The organism is Acinetobacter sp. WCHAc010052 (assembly GCF_002165295.2).
Lineage (GTDB): Bacteria > Pseudomonadota > Gammaproteobacteria > Pseudomonadales > Moraxellaceae > Acinetobacter > Acinetobacter chinensis.
Window position 1 is genome coordinate 2,727,704 of record NZ_CP032143.1, and the last position, 21,991, is coordinate 2,749,694.

18 protein-coding genes are annotated in these 21,991 nt (G+C 42.8%); 11 read left to right on the top strand and 7 right to left on the bottom strand.

All coding sequences use genetic code 11. The features are described 5' to 3' along the window. Nucleotides 1-21 precede the first annotated feature (21 nt). The 6 genes from CDG61_RS13360 to CDG61_RS13385 form a co-directional block, all read right to left on the bottom strand. Entirely contained in the window at nt 22-1,431 is a 1,410-nt protein-coding gene (locus tag CDG61_RS13360) for a sigma-54 interaction domain-containing protein (protein ID WP_087549657.1), read from the bottom strand. Nucleotides 1,432-1,448: 17 nt separating this feature from the next. Further along, a complete protein-coding gene (locus tag CDG61_RS13365) occupies nt 1,449-2,591 on the bottom strand; it encodes an iron-containing alcohol dehydrogenase (protein WP_087549510.1) in 1,143 nt (380 codons plus the stop codon). A 10-nt stretch (nt 2,592-2,601) separates the two neighbouring features. Then, complete coding sequence (locus CDG61_RS13370; protein WP_171405607.1) at nt 2,602-3,543, bottom strand: alpha/beta hydrolase; 942 nt, start codon at nt 3,541-3,543, stop codon at nt 2,602-2,604. Continuing rightward, on the bottom strand, nt 3,533-5,020 hold the full coding sequence (locus CDG61_RS13375) for a flavin-containing monooxygenase (protein ID WP_087549512.1): 1,488 nt from the start codon (nt 5,018-5,020) through the stop codon (nt 3,533-3,535). The genes CDG61_RS13370 and CDG61_RS13375 overlap by 11 nt, the downstream gene beginning before the upstream one ends. A 448-nt stretch (nt 5,021-5,468) precedes the next feature. Then, nucleotides 5,469-6,734 carry an acyl-CoA dehydrogenase family protein gene (locus tag CDG61_RS13380; RefSeq protein WP_087549513.1) on the bottom strand — a complete coding sequence of 422 codons (1,266 nt, stop codon included), beginning with the start codon at nt 6,732-6,734 and terminating at the stop codon, nt 5,469-5,471. A 14-nt stretch (nt 6,735-6,748) separates the two neighbouring features. Beyond that, nucleotides 6,749-7,981, bottom strand: coding sequence for an SfnB family sulfur acquisition oxidoreductase (locus tag CDG61_RS13385; RefSeq protein ID WP_416240718.1), 1,233 nt, complete (start codon nt 7,979-7,981; stop codon nt 6,749-6,751). 256 nt (nt 7,982-8,237) lie between these two features. Between CDG61_RS13385 and CDG61_RS13390 the strand changes: the two genes are divergently transcribed. Beyond that, nucleotides 8,238-9,641 carry an LLM class flavin-dependent oxidoreductase gene (locus CDG61_RS13390; protein WP_087549515.1) on the top strand — a complete coding sequence of 468 codons (1,404 nt, stop codon included), beginning with the start codon at nt 8,238-8,240 and terminating at the stop codon, nt 9,639-9,641. A gap of 322 nt (nt 9,642-9,963) precedes the next feature. Here CDG61_RS13390 and mobR read toward each other — a convergent pair whose 3' ends face one another. After that, nucleotides 9,964-11,655 (bottom strand): phenol degradation transcriptional regulator MobR, encoded by a 1,692-nt coding sequence (mobR, locus tag CDG61_RS13395; protein WP_087549516.1) that lies wholly within the window; start codon nt 11,653-11,655, stop codon nt 9,964-9,966. A 425-nt stretch (nt 11,656-12,080) separates the two neighbouring features. On the opposite strand from mobR, the gene CDG61_RS13400 reads away from it, so the two are divergent. The 10 genes from CDG61_RS13400 to CDG61_RS13445 all read left to right on the top strand — a co-directional run bounded on the left by CDG61_RS13400 (nt 12,081) and on the right by CDG61_RS13445 (nt 21,939). Next, complete coding sequence (locus CDG61_RS13400; RefSeq protein WP_087549517.1) at nt 12,081-12,365, top strand: phenol hydroxylase subunit; 285 nt, start codon at nt 12,081-12,083, stop codon at nt 12,363-12,365. Nucleotides 12,366-12,383: 18 nt separating this feature from the next. After that, complete coding sequence (locus CDG61_RS13405) at nt 12,384-13,373, top strand: aromatic/alkene monooxygenase hydroxylase subunit beta (RefSeq protein ID WP_087549518.1); 990 nt, start codon at nt 12,384-12,386, stop codon at nt 13,371-13,373. Nucleotides 13,374-13,394: 21 nt separating this feature from the next. Beyond that, the gene (locus CDG61_RS13410) at nt 13,395-13,664 is read left to right on the top strand and encodes an MmoB/DmpM family protein (protein WP_087549519.1); all 270 of its coding nucleotides are present in this window, start codon (nt 13,395-13,397) and stop codon (nt 13,662-13,664) included. Nucleotides 13,665-13,710: 46 nt separating this feature from the next. Further along, nucleotides 13,711-15,252, top strand: coding sequence for an aromatic/alkene/methane monooxygenase hydroxylase/oxygenase subunit alpha (locus CDG61_RS13415; RefSeq protein WP_087549520.1), 1,542 nt, complete (start codon nt 13,711-13,713; stop codon nt 15,250-15,252). 97 nt (nt 15,253-15,349) lie between these two features. Further along, the gene (locus tag CDG61_RS13420) at nt 15,350-15,712 is read left to right on the top strand and encodes a phenol hydroxylase subunit P4 (RefSeq protein WP_087549521.1); all 363 of its coding nucleotides are present in this window, start codon (nt 15,350-15,352) and stop codon (nt 15,710-15,712) included. A 12-nt stretch (nt 15,713-15,724) separates the two neighbouring features. Then, nucleotides 15,725-16,786, top strand: coding sequence for an NADH:ubiquinone reductase (Na(+)-transporting) subunit F (locus tag CDG61_RS13425; protein WP_087549522.1), 1,062 nt, complete (start codon nt 15,725-15,727; stop codon nt 16,784-16,786). A gap of 192 nt (nt 16,787-16,978) precedes the next feature. Continuing rightward, nucleotides 16,979-17,857, top strand: coding sequence for a SphA family protein (locus CDG61_RS13430; protein ID WP_087549523.1), 879 nt, complete (start codon nt 16,979-16,981; stop codon nt 17,855-17,857). A 229-nt stretch (nt 17,858-18,086) separates the two neighbouring features. Beyond that, on the top strand, nt 18,087-19,031 hold the full coding sequence (catA, locus tag CDG61_RS13435) for a catechol 1,2-dioxygenase (protein WP_087549524.1): 945 nt from the start codon (nt 18,087-18,089) through the stop codon (nt 19,029-19,031). An 89-nt stretch (nt 19,032-19,120) separates the two neighbouring features. Next, nucleotides 19,121-20,380, top strand: coding sequence for a GTPase (locus tag CDG61_RS13440; RefSeq protein ID WP_087549525.1), 1,260 nt, complete (start codon nt 19,121-19,123; stop codon nt 20,378-20,380). Next, nucleotides 20,377-21,939: a dynamin family protein gene (locus CDG61_RS13445; RefSeq protein ID WP_171405608.1), complete on the top strand. Its 1,563-nt coding sequence runs from the start codon at nt 20,377-20,379 to the stop codon at nt 21,937-21,939. The genes CDG61_RS13440 and CDG61_RS13445 overlap by 4 nt, the downstream gene beginning before the upstream one ends. Nucleotides 21,940-21,991 lie beyond the last annotated feature (52 nt).

Genomic DNA, 21,991 nt, shown 5'->3' on the forward strand with positions numbered 1-21,991 from the left:
TCTTCTTTCCTGAAATAATATTTACTGTTTAAAACGTGCGATTTTCTTGACCAGTGTTGACTGTTCCACACCTAATGCCTCTGCGGTTGCACGGGTCGAACCATGTTCACTCAGTGCCTGCATGATCAGTTCCATTTCAAAAGCCTGCACCCTTTCCTTTAAGCCCTTCGGCTGCGCGGATGCAGCATCACTGCGCAAATATGCCGGCAGGTTATGCAGGGTGATTTCAGTACTGTGATCACTGACCATCAGGCGTTCCACGACATTGACCAGCTGACGGATATTTCCAGGCCAGCTGTAGTGACTCATGGCTTCAATCGCTTCCAGACTGAACACCGTGTTCATTTGATATTTTTCGTTGAACTGTTTCTGATACTGCTGAACCAGCGGCATAATTTCAGAACGTCTTGAGCGAAGTGGCGGAAGTTCAATATCCACAACATTGATCCGGTAAAACAGATCTTCCCTGAACTCGCCCTGTGCCACCATGTCTTCCAGGTTGCGGTGTGTAGCACAGATAACCCGTATGTCCACATCCTTAAACTCTGTTGCACCCACAGGTAAAAACCGGCTTTCCTCAATCATTTTGAGCAGTTTGACCTGCATATTCAGCGGCAGATCACCAATTTCATCCAGGAACAGCGTTCCCTGATGTGCAATCTCAAGCAGACCTTTTTTACCTTTGGCAGAAGCACCGGTAAAAGCACCTGCGACATATCCAAACAGTTCCATTTCCAGCAGACTGTCCGGTATCCCTGAACAGTTCAGCTCCAGAAAAGCATGCTCTGCCCTTGAACTGATACTGTGGATATAACGTGCCATTTTACTTTTGCCCGTACCCGTTTCTCCACGCAGCAGTACTTTGCTGTCAAAGCGAGCCACATTGGTTGCAAGATCAAATACCCGCTGTGTTTCCCTGGAAATGATCAGATCATTGGCAGAACAGGAAATTTTGTGCTGAGACTGACTGCGGAACAGGTTTTCAAGCTGCTCCTGCGCATGCTTTGCACGCAAAAGTTCGGTAATGTCACGGACACTCGTCACAATACAGATCAGTTGTTTTTTCTCATCAAAAACAGGACTGCCCGTCACCAGTATCTTCTGATTGCCATTGATACTCTGAACCAGGGTAACCACTTCACGGCGTTTAACCACTTCCAGTGAGGCAGAGTTGGACAGATAACCCAGTTTGACCAGATCCCCCATATGACGACCGATCAGGATATTTCTGTGCAGTCCTGTAATCCGTTCATAAGCCGAATTTACAGCAATGGTATTGGCATTTTCATCCGTGATGTAAATACCGTCCTGAATGGCATCAATAATGGAGCGGAATGGCTCTACATCAAATATAGAGCGTCCGTCCTGACCTTTTATGGCGTAAAGATCACTTCTGGATTTCACCGCAGAGACCAGATAATCAATAGACATGGCATCCCCTTTCACGATCAGTAAGCTTCCTGATAAATCGCTTCAATATCCTGTACCGTCAGACGGCGTGGATTATTTTTCAGTAACCGCTCCACCTTGATGGCTTCCATGGCAAGTGCTGGAATATCCGTTTCAGCAATCCCAAAAGCCCGCAGTCCCGATGGGATATTCAGTTTCCGGCAGAAATCATGCAGCCATTCAATGACCCTTGCAGCATTGCTGTTATGGTCAGTACCTGTTTCAAGGTTCATTGCCTGCGCGATGCGGGTAAACCGTTCAGCACAGCCCATCACATTCCATTTCAGAACATAGGGCAGCATCAGTGCATTACTGACACCATGTGCCATTTTGTATTTTCCACCCAGGGGATACGCCAGTGCATGTACTGCGCCCACGCCTGCATTACCAAAAGCCAGCCCTGCCATTAAACTGGCGGTTGCCATTTTTTCACGTGCTTCCAGATGGTCTGGCAAGGCATAAGCCTTCGGCAGATTTTCAGCAATCAGTCGGATGGCATCCAGGGCAAGTGCATCGGTAATATCACTCCGATTGACAGAAATATAGGCTTCCACAGCATGGACAAGTGCATCCACACCACTGGCAGCCGTCACAGATGCCGGACAGCTGACAGACATCAGAGGTGAAACGATGGCAACATCCGGCAGCAGAAAATCACTGACCATGCCCTGTTTCATCTGGTTGGCTGTATCAGACAGGATGGCAATATTGGTCACTTCAGAACCCGTACCTGCTGTGGTCGGAATCACAATCAGATGGATATCACGCTGGCGGATTTTATCTGTACCCAGAAAATCCTGTACCGATCCACTCTGTCCAGCCAGCGCTGCCACACACTTGGCAATATCCAGCGCACTGCCGCCACCAACACCAATCACTGCATCATTACCGTTTTGCTTAAACACATGGATACAGTCCTGAACCTGTTCAATTTCAGGTTCAGCTTTGACCGTGTCATAAACGGAATATTCAACCTGAAGCAAATCAAGAACATGATTGATTGTGCCCGATTTCACCACCCCCTGATCTGTCACGATCAGCGGTTTCTGAATTTTAAAAAGCTCCACGGCCTGAGACAGATACTGCAAAGCAGTCTGCCCTGTCACCAGTTTATTGGCACTTTTGAATGTGGAAAAATTCATTCAACTATCCTTATTCTTTAAATTTTCCGGCAATAAACTGAGCTGCTCTTTCCAGATATTGCTCAGCAACCGGTAACTTCCCTGCAATTGTAAAAATGCCGTGCATCAGCCCACTCAAATGGTGATATTCCACATTCAGCCCGTGCTGCAGTGCCTTTTCCAGATACAGCAATGCCTCATCCCTTAAAGGATCATGTTCAAGGGTTAACAGGAAAATATCGCCATTGGCTTTCAGAAAAGGCTGATTCAGCAATGAAATCTGCGCATATTCTTCCGGCTGGTTGAACAGTGCATCGAAAAACCACAGCATTGTGCTCTGTACCAGAGGGAAGCCCGACTGGTACTGCGCATAACTTTGTGTCTGAGTGCAGACACCTACAACTGGATACAGCAACACCTGAGCTTTCAGTGCAAATCCATACTGCTGACTGAAATTTTGCCCAAGTAAAGCCGCCATATTTGCACCCGCACTGTCTCCGGCAAAGATCATCTGATGGACATTTAGCCCCAGCTGTTCTGCATGCTGAACGATGTAATCGAGTGCAACCTTGCAGTCATTGAGCGGGACTGGAAATTTATGCTCTGGCGCCAGTCGGTAATTGACTGCAATCACTCTGCAAGCTGCATGTACTGCAATTTTTCGGCAAATGGAGTCATGTGTGTTCAGATTACCGATCACCCAGCCACCGCCATGTAAAAACACCACAACAGGACGTGCGTCAGCATCCAGCATTTCGTCATACAGTCTTAAGTGAACAGGCTCGCTCTGCCATTCAGCAGTAATGTCTCTGGACTGAATATGTTCAAGCCCCTGCATGGCGGCCAGACCACAGTTGGTTTCGTACCCGCTTCTTAAAGTACTGATGTCTCCAACCTGCTCAAAAGACTTTCCTCCACTGGCAAGAAAAGCATCAATGACAGGCTGTGCATCAGGATGCAGTTCAGGCTTCATAAGCACACTCACTCTTTGCTGCGGTATTGCTCTGGCTGAAATCATCTGCATTGAAAACGGTATAATGACGGTATGTTTCGACGTTTAAAGGCCAGTTGTTAATGACCTTGCCAGCGGCATTTTTATACCAGCTGGAGCAGTCTGAAGAAAATGCCGAGCCTGCCATACGGGCCTGAATATCTTCGTTATATTCTTCAAAGACCTGCTGTTTTACATCCAGTGAAGCATTATTTTCCAGAATATATTCAACGGAGTCAGCAATGTACTGATGCTGAATCTCAAGCATGGATACAATGGAGTTATGGTTCAGGTTGGTATTTGGACCATACACCAGGAACATATTGCAGAATGAAGGAACAGTTAGACCGATATATGCCGCAGCGCCATCCTGCCATGCCTCAGACAGTGTGGTGTCTGCCGCACCCACAATATCCAGTTCTCCATTAAAGTTCTGACTGGCAAAACCTGTACCAAAAATAATGACATCTGCTTCAATAAACTCACCCATAGCGGTCTGAATGCCCTGCGCTGTTATTTCAGCAATGGCATCGGTCACCAGTGAAACATTTTCACGGGTAAGTGCAGGATAATAATCATCGGTACGTAAAATACGCTTACAGCCAAACTCATAATCCGGTGTCAGTTTCTGGCGAAGTTCTTCATCCTGGACGTGCTTATGCAGATGTTCCAGGGCAACCCGAATCCCTTCTTTCTGAGCATCTGTGCCCTGCTGAGTCCGGTCAAAACCATTTTCACGGAAATTATGCAGATAGTTTCGGCTGTCAAAAAACTTCTCAGGCTGCTGTTCAAATTCGTCCAGCTGAGCTTCAGTAAAGACAACCTGGTTTCTTGGCATAATCCAGTTGGCACTGCGCTGAAACACGGTTAAATGATCCGCTTCCACAGCAACTTCAGGAATATATTGCACAGCACTTGCCGCACTGCCAATACTGACTACTTTCTTCCCTTTTAGATCAACCGCTGTATCCCATTCTGCTGAATGGAAATACTGCCCTTTAAAATTTTCCAGTCCTTTAAACTGAGGAATGACCGCTTTATTTAACTGTCCCCATGCCGGTACAAATACCTTTGCTTTAATCAGCCCTTTGTCTTTGATCTGCAGATTCCAGAGCTGTTCAGCGTTGTTCCAGGCAGCATGAATAATTTCTGAACTGAACTGAATTTTTTCTCTAAGATGAAAATGGTCAGCAAAACGGTTTAGGTAATCCAGCAGTTCCTGCTGTCCTGCATACATACGGCTGACCCGTAAATTTGGAAAATAACTGAAACAGTAGAGATGTGCTTCCGTATCACAGGCAGCACCAGGATAAATGTTGTCACGCCATACGCCGCCCAGTTCAGCCGACTTTTCAAAGATCTGAAAGTTTTCAATTCCTTTGTCTTTCAGGCGGGTTGCCATCCCCAGACCGCCAAAACCCGAACCTAAAATAGCCACATCCAAAATTTTATTATTCATACAAAAAGTCCTTTGCAAAAAATTCCATAAAGACGAAAAAAATCATCACCCTTATGCTTTACAAGAACTATGCCAACAGCAAGAATAAAACCAAGATATTGATATTTAATAAAATAGTTTAAACTTAAAATCACATGGATTTTGAATTTTTTCCTTAAATATCAATTTTGCGATGAATATTTTCATGATTAGTATTTTAATTTAACAAAAGCCTGTTGAATAAAAAGGCAATGCTCTGCTTTTTTTCTACAACTTTAGTCACTGATCGGGAGCAAAATTGCCGTTCATATCTCTGTTTTGAGCAGTATCCTGCTTCGTTTATTTTTTAAATCAGTCATTTTCAGAGATCAATAAAAAAACCAGGTGTCTGCACACCTGGTCTAAACTGTTGTATAGAATTAATTCATCACGGCTCGTCATGGGTCATGATTTCATCCACCTATCCGTTTTATGCAGCTTTCTCCTTTTCTTTTACAGAGGGACTGTTTCCAATCTGCCAGACATAGGGCAAGGCATGACCGTTCACCACAAAATCACCAATCACTTTCTGTTTGTAAATTACAGGATTGTGCGAAGACACCACGCGGGCGTTACGCCAGAACCGATCCAGCTGCTTCGCTGTTGTACTTGCTGATGCACTTAAAGCATTAAACAGTTCTGTGGTCAGAGTCTGCACCAGTTCTGCTAGTACCACCTGCCCCTGAGAAGACTCAAGTTCTGCCTGATCATTGGCTTTGAGTTCCACTGACTCATCATTCTGAAAATGACTGAGAAATGCCTCATCGAGTGTCTCAGCGACATTCAGTGCAACCGATTTTGCTGCATAAGCCTGTGCCGATGCTTTACCGATCACCTGTAAAATCTGAGGGTCATTCCGTACAAGTTCTGCATTTCCATGACTGAAAATCCGGGTACGCTGGCGGACTTCTTCACTGAAAGTCTCCACCGCTGCCTGTGCAATTCCTGCCAGGGTCACCAGATGCACCTCCTGGTAAAATGCGGTCTGATATCTGAAACGCTGATCAAAAGGCAAAATATGGTCACGGCTGATACTGACATTGTCTATTTTTAAAGTACCGCTGCCTGTTGTTTTCTGCCCAAATCCATCCCAGTCATCTGCAACATTGACCCCTTTGTGCTCGGTTGAAATGGCTGCAATCGCATGCTCACCTGTCGTTTCATCCAGTACAAAAAGATCAACCCAGTCTGCAAAAATTGTCCCCGTTGAATAAAACTTCTCACCATTGACCACCAGTTCACCACGGGTATTCTGAGTGATTCGGGTACCAACCTGCCCAATTTCAATTTTCCCTGTTTCTGTCCAGGCATTGCCCACCAGGTCACCTTTGACAAAGCGTTTGAACCAGTGCTCCTGAGACTGATCCCGATGTGCATTCAGACGGTCTTCAACAAAGGCAAAGTGCCCACGCAGTGCCTGAACAACATTTGAATCTGCCGTTGCAAGCTCTATAAGCAACTGAAACAACTGCTGCTGTGACAGACCTGCCCCGCCGTATTGCACAGGGACACGGACTGCCCCCAGTCCCGCCTGTTTCAGCCACTGAATCGCTTCAAACGGCAAACTTCGGTTTTTTTCCCGATCCAGTGCTCCCTCAGCAATTTTCTGAAAAACAGGACGGAATTTCTGAGCGACCTCTTCATAATTTACAGCAGTCACGAGTTGCTCCAGATGCTTATTATTTTGAACTGTCATGATCAATCTCCTGTTCAGCTCCACGGATGACGTGGTGGAGGCACATCATTCAGATAATAGTTCCCCACAATATTCAGTTTCCAGCGCACAGGATCATGCAAAGTGTGGGTTCGGGCATTTCGCCAGTGACGGTCAAGATTCAGCTCAGACAGCGTCGAGCGTGTTCCGGACAGTTCAAACAGTTTATTTGCTGCCAGTAACGCAATTTCAGTCGTCAGGACTTTGGCTTCTGCCGTCAGCAGTGTTGCTTCAGATACACTTTCCTCAGATGGATTGTCCAGTGCACGGTCAATTGCTTCCCCTGCCAGATCGAGTACCGCTTCTGCTGCTCTTAATTTAATTTTTAATTCACCAATACTGGCAATGGTATAAGGATCTTCTGTTGCTTTATTCAGTCCTGAATCAATCCACGGACGGGCAAACTCACGAACATAACCAATGGTTTCCTGAATGGCACCACGGGCAATACCTGCATCCACCGCTGCCTGAATGAACTGGGAAACGGCACCCGCTGCCGTTGGGCGCTGAAATGCTTTAAAAATAGGAACAACATACTGAGAGTCTACCTGAACATGATCCAGTAATACGGTTCCACTCGTGGTGGTTCTCTGTCCAAAACCACTCCAGTCATTGATGATGCTTAAGCCAGGACTGTGCTGAGGTAAAAGTGCAGCATACGGTTTACCTTCGTGATCTACTGCCACAACAGGAATCCAGTGAGCAAGCAAAGCACCGGTTGCAAAAAACTTCTGACCATTAATCACAGCATGCCCATCTTTAAACTCAATCTGAGTCGTCAGATCTGCAACAGTCTTTGAACCTTTTTCAGAAAATGCATTTCCGAAACGCTGACCGCTTAACACTTTTTCAAAAAAGAATGCCTGCTGTTCCTGAGTTGCATCCAGACGGATATGTTCAATAAACGCCCAGTGATTCTGAGCAATCTGCCCCAGCGAGGAGTCTGCACTGGAAATAATTTTGACCACTTCCGCCAGTGTCTTATAACTGACACCCGCACCACCAAAAGCCTTTGGAATGGTAATTCCCCATAATCCTGAAGCTGAATAACTGTGAATTTCCTTTAAAGGCAAACGACGTTCATGATCACGTATGGATGCTTCTTTGGAAAACTCCTCAGCCAGACGATGTGCTGCTTCAATCGCTTCTGCATCTGACTGAATAATATGGGCTGCCTGCTCCTGAAGATAAAAATCTTTAGGGATGCTTTCTGCATCTGCCAGTTGAATTTCAATTTTTGCTGTCATTTATACTTACCGTTTTTCGTTATTTAATTTACGCTACCACCACTCAATAAAAATTATTAATAAAATAATCAGAAAAGCTTTTCACCAGAATAAAAATTATTATCATCAGATTTAAAATAAAATTCTTAAAATCTGCATAAAAGAAAAACCGCATAAAACATTTGATTTAATTATTAAGAAAAATACTGTTTTAATTTTATGCTGGTATTTAAAAGTTAATTCAATTTTATGGTTTATTATGACAAAACAAATTCGGTTCAATGCTTTTGAAATGAACTGTATTGCTCATCAGTCGCCTGGTCTATGGCGGCATCCTGAGGACCGTTCCACAGAATATAAAAACCTCGACTACTGGACTGATCTGGCAAAAATACTGGAACGTGGAAAATTTGACGGTATTTTTATAGCGGATGTACTGGGCATTTATGATGTCTATCATCAGTCCGCTCAACATGCGTTAAATGGTGCAGTACAGGTGCCTGTCAATGATCCTTTGCAGATTGTTCCAGCCATGGCAGCGGTCACAGAACATCTTGGATTCGGGGTCACGACATCCATTTCATTTGAACATCCTTATCCATTTGCCCGCCGTATGAGTACGCTGGATCATTTAACCAAAGGTCGTGCGGGATGGAATATTGTGACCTCTTACCTTGAAAGCGGTTCCAGAAATCTGGGGCTGAAAACACAGGTCAGCCATGACAACCGTTACGATATAGCGGATGAATACCTTGAAGTTCTGTATAAACTCTGGGAAGGCTCATGGGAGCAGGATGCTGTGCTGAATGATAAAGCACGTGGTATCTATACCGATCACAACAAAGTCCATCCGATACAGCATGAAGGAAAATACTTCAGTGTTCCTGGGATTCACATCTGTGAACCATCCCCCCAACGAACGCCGGTTCTCTATCAGGCTGGAGCATCTTCCCGTGGGCAAAGCTTTGCCAGTCAGAATGCTGAATGCGTCTTTATTTCAGCTCCGACCAAAGCAGCTGTAAAAAAACTGGTTCAGAGTTTACGCACTAAGCTGACCGAAGAAGGACGTGATCCGTCTTCCGTACTGATTTATACACTGATTTCCATTGTTACCGATAAAACAGATGAACTGGCACATAAAAAATTTGCAGAGTATCAGCAATATGGAAGTTACCACGGCGGGCTGACACTGGCTTCGGGTTGGTCAGGTGTGGATTTTTCAAAGTTCAATGCAACAGATAAAGTCGAATATATCCAGACGGAAGCGATTCAGTCCATGCTGAATTCTTATGTAAAAGCAGATCCTGATAAAGTCTGGACTATCGAAGAAATCGCTCAGTTTATCAGTGTAGGTGGCAATGGTCCTGTTATTGTGGGTTCCCCTGCAACGGTTGCAGACCGACTTCAGGAATGGTCAGCAGAAACAGGAGTTGATGGTTTCAATCTGGCTTATATACTTGCGCACCAGACTTTTGAAGATGTCGTGGACTATATTGTACCTGAACTGCAGAAACGAGGTGTCTATCAGAAGGAATATCAACCTGGAACCTTACGTGAAAAACTGTTTGGTCAGGGAGATCTGCTGAATAATCAGCACAGGGGAGCCAGTTTCCGCTATGGTGCGGAAAATTTCCAGACAGATATCAATAAAAAAGCGGGTTGAAATATCCTCTTTATACTTTTCAAATTAAAAGAGCACTTTAGGGGTGCTCTTTTTATAGGTATGATTTATTCTAAAAATAATTACTATAAATAAAAAATCATTAAAAAAATTAGACGAACTTTTAAAACATAACACTTTAATGATTAATTAATATTAAAAACATCACTTTCTTAAAAATATATTCTTCCTATTTTAAGGCTGTATTAAATAAATTTACAGAATCCGGTCAACCACATATCTAAGTTATCTGTTAAATTTTAATACTTTGGGGGAAATTCGGCTTTTAAATATTTATATATCAAAGCTGATTGAAATTAAAATTTCAGTTTCTCTGAGCATCCATCATTTTCTTTAACCTATACTCTAAAGTTGCCCGACTGATGCCCATCATTCGGGCAGCTTCAGATACATTTTCGCGACTTTTAAGCATCGCAGTACGAATAATTTTTTGTTCAAGTTGTTCTAAAGAAAAATCTTCAGTAAATAAATCTTCGACATTGGTAAAACTATTTGCTGGCTGAGCCACAACATCCTGTTCTTTAAGCTGTGGAAATAAACTGTCTAATTTGATTTCCTGTTGATGATCTGTCAGTAAAGTCGCCCTTTCCAGTAAGTTTTCCAGCTCCCGAATATTCCCTGGCCACTCATATTTCATCACAAAATTTTTAGCTTTATCACTCAAACCTTTTAAGGTTTTATCATACATATTTTCAAAACGTGCTAAAAAATGACTGATTAATAAAGGAATATCCTCACGGCGCTCACGCAATGGCGGAATCATTACTGGGAAAATATTTAAACGATAATATAAGTCAGCACGGAATTTACCATGCTTCACCGCTTGTTCTAAATCTTCATTGGTTGCAGCAACAATCCGGACATCAACTTTCCTTGTCTGTTGATCACCGACACGTTCAAATTCTCCTTCCTGCAACATTCGCAACAATGCTGCCTGTGCCCGTGGAGACAGCTCTATCACTTCATCAAGAAAAATCGTACCGCGATGCGCACGCTCAAACTTACCAATACGAGTCTGGGATGCACCTGTGAAAGCCCCTTTTTCCACCCCAAATAATTCGGCTTCAATTAAATCTGGTGGAATACAGGCGCAGTTGACTGCAACAAAAGGTTCTGCCTTTCGTTGGCTCCCTTCATGTACACCACGTGCAAAAGCTTCCTTACCAACGCCAGTTTCACCCTGTAAAAGTACAGCAACTTTACTGCCTGCAGCTTTTTTGAGTAAATCACAAACCTTTCGATACGCCACTGATTCCCCAACAGCAGCAAACATGGTGTAGTCACTTTCAGCTTCGGTATAAATATTTTTCTTTAATTCATTTAACTCAGCCTGTAAGGCAATAATTTCATCCGACACAGGATCTGGCGACATAAAGCGGATTAATTCATCTGAATTTTCCCATTCACTTAACGGCTTACCAATAATTCGGCAATGCTCATCTCCTTTAGCAACACAGTGGGTCTCCTGATAAATAATGGTCTGTCCCATCACAAAGCTGCTATACCCACAGGCATAGCCTAAAAGCATCCAACAGGCTGGTTCCTCCGATGCACCAAATTCACTTAAATGCACTTCGGCTTCAAAAGAATTCAGCCAGTTGAAATCTGCATAGAACTCTTTTTGATCATGACTTAAATGCAGTTCATTCACATCCACTTGCACCATACCTCGAATGCCATGCATCTGAGGACCTGCCATAAAGGCTTCTGCTTCATTGAGATTTGGACGCAGTTTTGAAGTGACCTCGGCATCTCGCATCCCCGCCTGGTAACCACAACGGATAAAAAAGTGTTTGGTACGTTCTAAGCCAAGCATATTAAAAAGATCTTTGCGCAAATAACCCAGAATACTGGTATGCATCAGCAACATACGGTTTTCATCAAACCATATCTGTCCATGCTCAGTATCAAAAATAATTTTATCGAGTAAATCCTGAATATCTTTATTCTGTTCCAGGATCTGCTTATAGACCTTCACATCTTTGGCTTTGGGCATACTGTCCGTCCTTGGCTATATGTCTTTGTGAATGCAATATTGATCTTACCTAATTCACAAACCCTGGGTAGACTACCTTATTCTCATATTTACATACCTTTTAAGTATATTAAAATTATACCTTTATAAATCAGTTCATTATAAATATACATTTTTAAGTAAAAATTAAAAAAATTCCATATTTTTAAACAGCACTACTCAAAGTTTATTCATTCATTTTCATCAAAACATGAAAATCTCAGATACATCTATTCATCAAATGATGAAATTAGCCTGATCAAATTAATCTGGATTTCGCTCAAAAATAGTAAGCATTTGAAAAATATATAAATTAAAAAGATGGCACGCTTTTTGGAATATACATCACAAACGCAAGGTTGCGTCACCGACATGATGTCAGTGCCAAAAACAGAAGGACGTTCGTTATGAACCAACAACAACAGCAACTCACCAAATACATTCGTATTACAGGTGATCGTGATGCCCGATTTGTTGAATTCGATTTTGCGATTCACGATCCAACTTTATTTGTCGAACTGGTTCTACCTCAGGAAGCTTTTCAGCATTTTTGTGAAATAAATCAGGTCGTAGAAATGACAGAAGAACAGCAAGCATGGAATGACGCACAGGAAGATAAATGGCGTTATGGCGTAGAACCGACTGTGCTCAACCCCGCTTTAAAACATTCAGATCAAGAAGATCTGGGCTAATTCCATAAGGAGATTATGATGACTTTAGAAATTAAAACTTCCAGTGTCGAGCCTATTCGCCAGACCTATGCCTATATTGAGCGCCGTTTTGGTAGTAAACCTGCAACACGTTACCAGGAAGTCAGCTTTGATATTCAAGCAACGACCAATTTCCATTATCGTCCTTTATGGAAGCCTGATAAGACCTTGAATGATAAAACCCATACTGCCTTACAGATGCAGGACTGGTATGTGTTTAAAGACCCGCGTCAATTCTACTACGGCGCTTATGTACAGCATCGCGCACGTTTACAGGATACCGCTGAAAGCAATTATGCCTTCTTTGAAAAACGGTTCTTGGTTGAAAATATCAGCGAAGACGTGAAGCAAAAAATCATCACCGGCTTACTGCCATTTCGCTATGTCGAGCAAACGGCAAATCTTCACATGATGTCAGGCAGTGCCTATGGTTATGGCACAGTCATTACCCAAGCCTGTATTTTTGCGGCAATGGATCGTCTTGGTATGGCGCAATACATTTCACGTATTGGCTTGGCACTGGATGGCAATACAGGTGAATCTTTACAACAAGCCAAAGAGGCTTGGATGAATGATGCAGCTTGGCAACCGCTTCGTAAATTATGCGAACAAAGTCTGACTGAGCAAGACTGGTTCAAGCTCTATGTACTGCAAAACCTATTGATCGATAGCTGTATTCAAAGCCTTGTCTATGGACAGTTTGATCAATACTTAGTGGAAAATGGTGCACGTGATGTCGCAATGCTGACTGAATTTATGCAGGACTGTTTAGTCGATTTACGTAAATGGTCTGATCCAGTATTCAAACTTGCCATTGCTGAATCTGAGGAAAATAAAGCCCTGATTCAAGGCTGGATTGCTGAACTATTACCACAAGTTCAAGAAGCATTTAGCGCATGGGCAGGTCTTGCTTTAGGCGATAGCAATATTGAACAAGCCGTTGCACTGATCGCAGAGCGTAGCAAAAAAGCGGGTTTAGCTGATATTTAATATTGCATAAGGAATTGCACCATGACTTCAAAAGTTTATTTAGCACTACAAGACAACGATACCTCTCGCTACATCATCGAAGCGATTGAACAAGATAATCCCGATGCGACGATTCAATATTTACCTGCCATGATCCGTGTTGAAAGCACAACTGGCTTGATCATTCGTGCAGAAACGGTGTCTGAAAAACTCGGACAAGATTGGGATATTCAAGAGTTACAACTGAATATGATCACGCTGGGTGGCAATGTCGATGAAGACGATGACACCTTTACCCTGAAATGGAACTAAATAGCCTTAAAACAAAGCATTTCAATGATTGAACAGGATGATCAAAATGAATACTGATGTTAAAAATACAAAAACAGCGACTAAAACCGCAACTAAAAAGCTGAATGCCAAAGACCGCTATCGCATGCTGACCCGTGATCTGGATTGGGACTTTTCCTATGCAGATCGTAAAGATGCCTTTCCTTATGAGGAATTTGAAGGCATTAAAATTACCGATTGGTCAAAATGGGAAGATCCGTTCCGTTTAACTATGGATTCATATTGGAAATATCAGGCTGAGAAAGAGAAAAAACTCTATGCCATTTTCGATGCTTTTGCACAGAACAATGGGCAAATGAATGTTTCCAATGAACGCTATTTAAATGCCATTAAACTGTTTTTAACTGCAGTTACTCCTTTGGAGTATCAAGCATATCAAGGTTATGCCCATGTAGGTCGCCAGTTTAGCGGGATCGGTGCACGTATTGCTTCACAGATGCAATCTATTGATGAATTGCGTCATGTGCAAACCCAGATCCATGCCATGAGCCATTACAACAAATTCTTTGATGGCTTCCAGGACTGGTCACACATGCATGACCGTGTATGGTACTTGTCAGTACCTAAATCATTCTTTGAAGATGCACGTTCAGCAGGTCCATTTGAGTTTTTACTGGCGATCAGCTTTGCCTTTGAATATGTATTGACCAACTTATTGTTTGTTCCTTTCATGTCAGGTGCGGCTTATAACGGCGATATGGCAACCGTGACCTTTGGTTTCTCAGCACAGTCTGATGAAGCACGTCACATGACACTCGGTCTGGAAATTGTCAAATTCCTACTTGAGCAACATGAAGATAACGTACCAATCGTTCAGGAATGGATTGATAAATGGTTCTGGCGTGGTACTCGCCTACTCTCTATCGTCGGCATGATGATGGATTACATGCTTCCGAATAAAGTGATGTCCTGGAAAGAAGCATGGGAAACTTATTTTGAAGAAGCAGGCGGTGCATTATTCAAAGACTTGAGCCGTTACGGTATCCGCATGCCGAAATACTCAGAAGTGATTGAAAAAGAGAAAGAACACGTTTCGCATCAAGCATGGTGGATTTTCTATAACTTCGGTCATGCGGCAGGCTTCCATACGTGGATTCCAACTGATGAAGAAATGGATTGGTTATCTGCGAAATACCCTGACACCTTCGATAAATACTACCGTCCAAAATGGGAACTGGCACGTAAATTAGAAGCTGAAGGCAAACGTTTCTACAGCAACGGCTTACCACAATTGTGTCAGATCTGTCAGATTCCAATGACCTTTACGGAAATGGATGGCGACCCAACCATGTTCAGTTACCGTGACAGCATTTATAAAGGTGAACGTTATCACACCTGTTCAGATGGTTGTCATGACATTTTCGAACGTGAACCTGAGAAATACATCCAGGCATGGTTACCAGTGAACCAGATCCTGCAAGGCAACTGTGGTGGTCCAGACTTAGAAACGATTTTACGTGACTATTACAACTTTAATGTTGGTGCGGACAATTTAGATATTGAAGGTTCACCAGACCAGGAACGCTGGAAAAAATGGAAAGGTGCATAAGCATCATAAGGAATTAAAGATGAAGTTCATTGCTGTGTCAGCCATTCAAAAGTGAATACACAGCATAGCTTCGCTCAAGGAATTTAGGAGTATTCTCATGCCAGTACAAGCAATCCAGGACAATTATCAATTTGAAGCCCTTGATCAACAAAAAAATTATGGCGATAACATGCTGTTATTTATTGGTTGGGATCATCACACCCTTTTTTGTTCAGCACATGCTTTTGTAGTGTCACCACAACAAACTTTACAGGAATTGATTGATCAGCAAATCGCAGGTGGATTCAGCCAGCATCCTGAATTTGCAGAAATTGACTGGTCAACGGTGCAATTTACTTTAAACCGCGAAACACTGAATGCTGATTTCTCCAAAACACTGGCAGAACAAGGCTTTGACCATAAATCTCTTTTACGCTTTGTCACGCCAAATTTAACGGGCTACAAAGGCAGTCATGTTTAAGGGAGTACGCGGATGAGTTATCAAGTTACCATTGAACCAATCGGTACCACAATTGAAGTCGAAGAAGATCAGACCATCCTTGATGCAGCTTTGCGTCAAGGGGTCTGGCTCCCTTTCGCTTGCGGACATGGCACATGCGGTACGTGTAAAGTACAAGTGACCGATGGTTTTTATGATGTCGGTGAAGCCTCTCCTTTTGCGCTGATGGATATTGAGCGTGAGGAAAATAAGGTTCTGGCATGTTGCTGTAAACCTGAATCTGACATGGTCATTGAAGCCGATGTTGATGAAGACGAGGATTTCTTAGGCTATCTGGTTGAAGACTACCAGGCAAAAGTGATTGAAATTAAAGACCTGTCTCCAACCATCAAAGGCATCCGCCTGCAGATTGATCGTGCGATGCAATTTCAGGCAGGTCAATATGTAAATATTCAACTGCCGAATATTGAAGGTACACGTGCATTTTCAATCGCCAACTCACCGAATGAAAAAGGCATTGTCGAACTGCATATCCGTAAAGTCGAAGGTGGTGCAGCCACGACTTATGTACATGAGAATTTACAAGAAGGCGATGAACTGGATATTTCAGGACCTTATGGACAATTCTTTGTCCGAAAATCAGATGATCGTGGCGTGATTTTCATTGCAGGTGGTTCTGGTTTATCAAGCCCACAATCCATGATTCTGGATTTACTTGAAGCTGGTGAAACAAGGAATATCTATTTATTCCAGGGCGCACGTGATGTTTCAGAACTGTATAACCGTGAAATTTTCGAAAATCTTGTCAAAGAGTATGCAAACTTTCACTACATTCCTGCATTGAATGCACCTAAGGCAGAAGATGCCTGGACGGGTTTTACAGGTTTTGTGCATGAAGCGGTTGCCAGTCATTTTGAGAATAAATGCAGTGGACATAAAGCCTATCTGTGTGGTCCTCCACCGATGATTGATGCAGCCATTTCAACACTGATGCAGAGCCGTTTATTTGAAAAAGATATTCATACTGAGCGTTTCTTAAGTGCGGCAGATGGCGCAAACGGACAGTCACGTTCGGCATTGTTTAAACATATCTAATCGCATCTTAGATATTAAAAACTTCACTCAAAACTTGTGTGATCTGTATGCATTACAGATCACATGAACGACACATACCTGCCTTTTCAATCTCAGGATGCTGATTGCACATCAGGCAAAGCGAATTCATGGCTATAAAGACATGATTCATTAACCAGAAACTGGACGACAACAGTAATAAAAGGATTTCACATGAAAAAAATCGTAAGTTTAACGCTTCCTTTCATCATCGGTTTCCTGACCACATCCGCACACGCCACAGAAAATGGCGGTGACTCTTTTGCACTTGGTGCGGAAGGCATGATGGCAGGTGCATTACCACCACCCGGTATCTATTTACTCAACTACTATCAGAATTACCATGCAGGCAGTTTTGATAATGGACCACCGAACTTTCATGCCGATGTAAATGCCCTGATTCCCCGCCTCGTCTGGATGACCAAGCAGAACTATTTAGGTGGACAACTCGGTTTCTATGCTGCTCAACCATTTGTAGATTTACGACTTTCGGCAGCAGGTATGTCAGACAGTAATAGTGGTTTAGGTGATTTAATTATCGGCTCAATGCTGGGTTGGCATCATGGCAGTCATCACTGGATCGGTGCTGTCGAAGGTGTTTTAGACACGGGGAAATATGACTCAGCAACACCGACTCAGCCTTTGGTTGCCAATATCGGTAAAAATTACAATACCGTGCGCCCGATCATTGCCTATACCTATGCCCCTCAAAATGGTTTAGATATTTCGACCAAACTGTCCTATAGCTTCAACACTAAAAATGATGATACCCAGTATAAATCTGGAGAATATTTTGCAGGTGATTATAGCGTGGGCTATAAACTCAATGACCATGTCAAAGTTGCTGTCGAAGGCTACGCCTTTAAGCAAACCGAATCAGATGAAGTGAATGGAAATAAAATTGGCATGCGTGGACAGGTTTTAGCCGTTGGTCCTGCAATTCAATATCAGGATAAAAACTGGTCTATCGAAGCAAAATATCTGAAAGAAACCAATGTTGAAAATCGTCCCGAAGGTCATACCAGTTATTTAAAACTGGTCTGGGCATTTTAATACAGGATTTTTCTACAAGTATTTATTTTTTAACAGCCATCTTAAACAACATACCTTTTTAGTATTTAAAGATACCGGAATTAGACTAGATTAACGGTATTACATTAAATTAAGGTATATAGATCAAATATTCACAAAGCAATATCAGGATTAATGCTGACACAGCGCATCAGATGATTTTAAGAACGATGACGTGTATCAGCATTCTGGCAAGATTAAGGAGATAGCCATGACAGCCAACAATGTTAAAATTTTCGAGACAGAAGAAGTACAAAACTTCATCAATTTGCTCAGTGGACTGGAGCAGGAAGGTGGAAACCCACGCACTAAGCAAATCATTCATCGTGTAGTTTCCGACCTGTTTAAAATTATTGAAGATTTAAACATTACATCTGATGAATACTGGGCTGCGATTGCTTATCTAAATCAGCTCGGTACAAGTCATGAAGCCGGCTTACTTTCTCCTGGTTTAGGTTTTGACCATTTCCTTGATATGCGTATGGATGCAGCCGATGCAGCCTTAGGTATTGAGAACCCAACACCCCGTACAATCGAAGGTCCTCTTTATGTCGCAGGTGCACCTGTTTCACAAGGCTTTGCCCGTATGGATGACGGCAGTGATCCAAATGGTCATACCCTCATTCTGCACGGTACAATTTACAATGCAGATGGTCAGCCTGTTCCAGATGCGCAGGTTGAAATCTGGCATGCCAATACTAAAGGCTTCTATTCACACTTTGACCCAACTGGCGAACAGACACCGTTCAATATGCGCCGTACCATTATGACAGATGCACAAGGTCATTATCGCGTACAGACGATTCTACCTGCAGGTTATGGTTGCCCTCCAGATGGTCCAACACAACAGTTGCTCAATCAGTTAGGTCGTCATGGTAACCGTCCAGCACATATTCACTTCTTCGTAACAGCAGATGGTCATCGTAAACTCACTACGCAGATCAACGTTGCCGGTGACCCGTACACTTATGATGACTTTGCTTATGCAACGCGTGAAGGTCTTGTTGTAGATGCAATTGAACATACAGATGCGGCAGCAAGCCAGGCAAATGGTGTTGAAGGTCCTTTTGCTGAAATGGTATTTGACCTAAAACTGAGCCGTCTGGTTGATGGTATAGACAACCAGGTGGTAGACCGCCCTCGCCTGGAAGTTTGATGTTCTCAAACCTGATCTGTTGAATATTAAAATCAGGCTGGCTGTAACGGTTTAGCCTGATTTTATTTTATGGAAAGATAGAAAATAATATGGATATTCATACTTTCGATGCTGCAACCCACGATATTTTAGCCATTCTCCCTGAATACGATATGCCATTGGCTCGGTTGCGTGCCATATTACAGGCAGGTCAGATTCCAACGGTTACCGTCACTGGCAAATATAATCATGGTAAAAGCCGACTGTTAAATGAACTGATTGGTAACGATATTTTCTCTGTGGCAGATAAAAGAGAAACTGTAAATCTCTCTGAACATTTGCAACATAATATTCGTTGGTTAGATGCACCTGGCTTAGATGCCGATGTTGCAGCTATTGATGATCAGTATGCTCAGGATGCCATGTGGAATAAAGCGGATATTCGCCTGATGATCCATTCTGTGCGTGAAGGTGAATTTGATCCTTTTGAATTACAGTTATTTCAACAGTTCGAACAGGATGCAGAGCAGACACAACGCCAAAGTATTCTGGTGCTGACACAAATTGACCAGATCCCGGATCAAACTGTGTTAACCCACATTATTGACAGTATTCAAAAACAAGCCCCTGCTGCAACAGTTTTTTCCGTGTCTGCGACACGCCATCGCCAGGGTGTGGAAAGCTCGAAACAGCTTTTAGTACAGCGCAGTGGTATCCCTGAGTTACAACAAAAACTCAGCAATATGGTTGATAAAGTTCCAACCGTACGCCAGTTCGAGAAAAGTAAGATTTTTGCAGATCTCAAAAAACAACTGTCACAGCAACAAGAAACCACTGAAGCCAATATTCAGCAGCTTAATGATACGCTACAACAGCAACGCCAGGCTTTTGAACAGGATCTGAATCAGATCCTGGATAAAGTACGTCAGGACTTACAACCCATTTTGCATATTTCTGGACAGGATAACTCATTAGAACCGGATTCATTTGCCAATATGTATAAGTTGACTGCGGGCAAGCGTGATCGAAACCGCATTCAAGTGGCTTACTCCCGTGCATGTATTGAAATCAACAGTCATCTGGTGCGTTATGGTGTGGTGGGTTTACCTGATACACAAAAAAGTAATGTGCGTAGTTTAGACACGGTCATGGTTGCAGTACTGGGTATCTCAGTCAAACTTCGTAAGGACTTAAAGCTCATTTTTGAAGATGAATCAGGACGTGAACGTTTACGCCGTGAATTTGCCCATTATTTTGAATTATCCACCGATCGAATGCATCTGAAACAGCAATTACAGGATTTACAGCAACAGCTTCAGCGCATTACGCAAGCTCAACAGGCATCAAAGATACTGGAGCAAACATCATGATCCATAACTCAATTCAAACTTTCATTCATGCCACCGAAGCCTTTGATCAACCTGAAAAAGATATTGTTACGCATTTAGATAAAATGCATACCTGGCATCAACAACTGGCGCGCAATCTCAATGATCAGCGTTTAAACAGTCATGGGCTAACTTCAGAAAGTTCAATAGCACTGGATATTGCGACACTCAATGCCCAACTTGACCGTTACCTCAACCATTGGGAAACCCAGTCAGATACCTTGCATGCTGCGCAATCCGTCGCAGATCACTTTGACGACAAAATTATTTTGCTGATTTTTGGAAAATTCAATGCCGGTAAAAGCTCTTTATGTAATGTATTGGCAGAATGTTTTCACAGACATCAGCAAAGTGTTGAGTATTTTTATCTTGAAGATGGAAAAATTGTTGAAAGTCAGGATCGTTTTAAAGAAGGTGCAACAGAAACCACTACACGTTTACAAGGTGTCTGTTTAGGTAAGAATTTAATCCTGCTGGATACACCAGGATTGCATTCAGTAACACCTGAAAATGCAGACCTGACCCAACGCTTTCTGGACAGTGCGGATGGCGTACTCTGGTTAAGCAGTTCATCTTCACCCGGTCAGGTCAAAGAGTTAGCCGCTCTGGGGCAAGAGTTACGTCGACATAAACCTTTATTACCTGTGATCACCCGCAGTGATTATTTTGATGAAGATGAAGTTGATGGTGAGATCTGTCAGGTCTTATGTAATAAAAGCCCTGAGCAGCGCGATTTACAGGAAAACGATGTGCATACCCGTGCAACAGATCAACTCATTGAAATGCACGTTGATCCGAGCCTGCTGCAATCCCCGATTTCCACATCCTCACAGATGCTGAAAAATGCTGATTTCAATAATCAGGAAATGCTAAGTGCCGGTTTTAATCGTTTATTTAATGCCTTACTGCATTTGATCCAACCTGCTTTAGCTTATAAACAGCGTAAACCTGCAGAAGCCTTACTACACCATTTGCAGGAACAGATTTTAATGCCGTTACAGATGGAGCTTGTCCCTCAATTAAATCAATTACAGCAGGATCTGAATCATGCACGTAATACATTGATGCAAAGCAAGGAACAGATCATTACCCAAACCTGGCGCGGTATAATTGCAACACTGCCAGGTCTGCTGGAGCAATTTGCTGAACAACGGGCAGTGGATGAGCTTTACAGCACTTTGACACAACAGACGGAGCAGCTTCTGTCACAGCAGATTTCAGATATCCTGGTTGATTATCAACTGCAGAATCTTCCGTTTGAAGCTCTACAATTCGCTGAGCATCTCACCTATGAAGTCATTTATGCTGATGATGCAAAAGAAATCTTAGCCATTGGGCATGATCGTCTGTATGCTGAAATTTCACAAACCTTATGGCAAAAACTCGATGTTTATACCGATAAAATCATTACCCAATCCCAGTCAGTACTGAGCCATATCCAGGACCAGATTGAAACTGTTCAGCAGGATTTAATCAATGATGAACAGGAGCTTCAATATATTGCACAGCATTTAAGAATGAAGGATTTAGAGCAGGCATAATGACTACGGGCTGATTTCTGAAACAGCAGCATGCAATAAGATGGTGAGACCG

Coding starts and splice junctions, on each gene's coding strand:
- mobR (WP_087549516.1), bottom strand. CDS start 11,655: ATGCCCAAAGCCAAAGATGTGAAGGTCTATAAGCAGATCCTGGAACAG.
- CDG61_RS13440 (WP_087549525.1), top strand. CDS start 19,121: ATGGATATTCATACTTTCGATGCTGCAACCCACGATATTTTAGCCATT.
- CDG61_RS13360 (WP_087549657.1), bottom strand. CDS start 1,431: ATGTCTATTGATTATCTGGTCTCTGCGGTGAAATCCAGAAGTGATCTT.
- catA (WP_087549524.1), top strand. CDS start 18,087: ATGACAGCCAACAATGTTAAAATTTTCGAGACAGAAGAAGTACAAAAC.
- CDG61_RS13430 (WP_087549523.1), top strand. CDS start 16,979: ATGAAAAAAATCGTAAGTTTAACGCTTCCTTTCATCATCGGTTTCCTG.
- CDG61_RS13415 (WP_087549520.1), top strand. CDS start 13,711: ATGAATACTGATGTTAAAAATACAAAAACAGCGACTAAAACCGCAACT.
- CDG61_RS13370 (WP_171405607.1), bottom strand. CDS start 3,543: ATGAAGCCTGAACTGCATCCTGATGCACAGCCTGTCATTGATGCTTTT.
- CDG61_RS13390 (WP_087549515.1), top strand. CDS start 8,238: ATGACAAAACAAATTCGGTTCAATGCTTTTGAAATGAACTGTATTGCT.
- CDG61_RS13405 (WP_087549518.1), top strand. CDS start 12,384: ATGACTTTAGAAATTAAAACTTCCAGTGTCGAGCCTATTCGCCAGACC.
- CDG61_RS13380 (WP_087549513.1), bottom strand. CDS start 6,734: ATGACAGTTCAAAATAATAAGCATCTGGAGCAACTCGTGACTGCTGTA.
- CDG61_RS13425 (WP_087549522.1), top strand. CDS start 15,725: ATGAGTTATCAAGTTACCATTGAACCAATCGGTACCACAATTGAAGTC.
- CDG61_RS13445 (WP_171405608.1), top strand. CDS start 20,377: ATGATCCATAACTCAATTCAAACTTTCATTCATGCCACCGAAGCCTTT.
- CDG61_RS13420 (WP_087549521.1), top strand. CDS start 15,350: ATGCCAGTACAAGCAATCCAGGACAATTATCAATTTGAAGCCCTTGAT.
- CDG61_RS13365 (WP_087549510.1), bottom strand. CDS start 2,591: ATGAATTTTTCCACATTCAAAAGTGCCAATAAACTGGTGACAGGGCAG.
- CDG61_RS13375 (WP_087549512.1), bottom strand. CDS start 5,020: ATGAATAATAAAATTTTGGATGTGGCTATTTTAGGTTCGGGTTTTGGC.
- CDG61_RS13410 (WP_087549519.1), top strand. CDS start 13,395: ATGACTTCAAAAGTTTATTTAGCACTACAAGACAACGATACCTCTCGC.
- CDG61_RS13400 (WP_087549517.1), top strand. CDS start 12,081: ATGAACCAACAACAACAGCAACTCACCAAATACATTCGTATTACAGGT.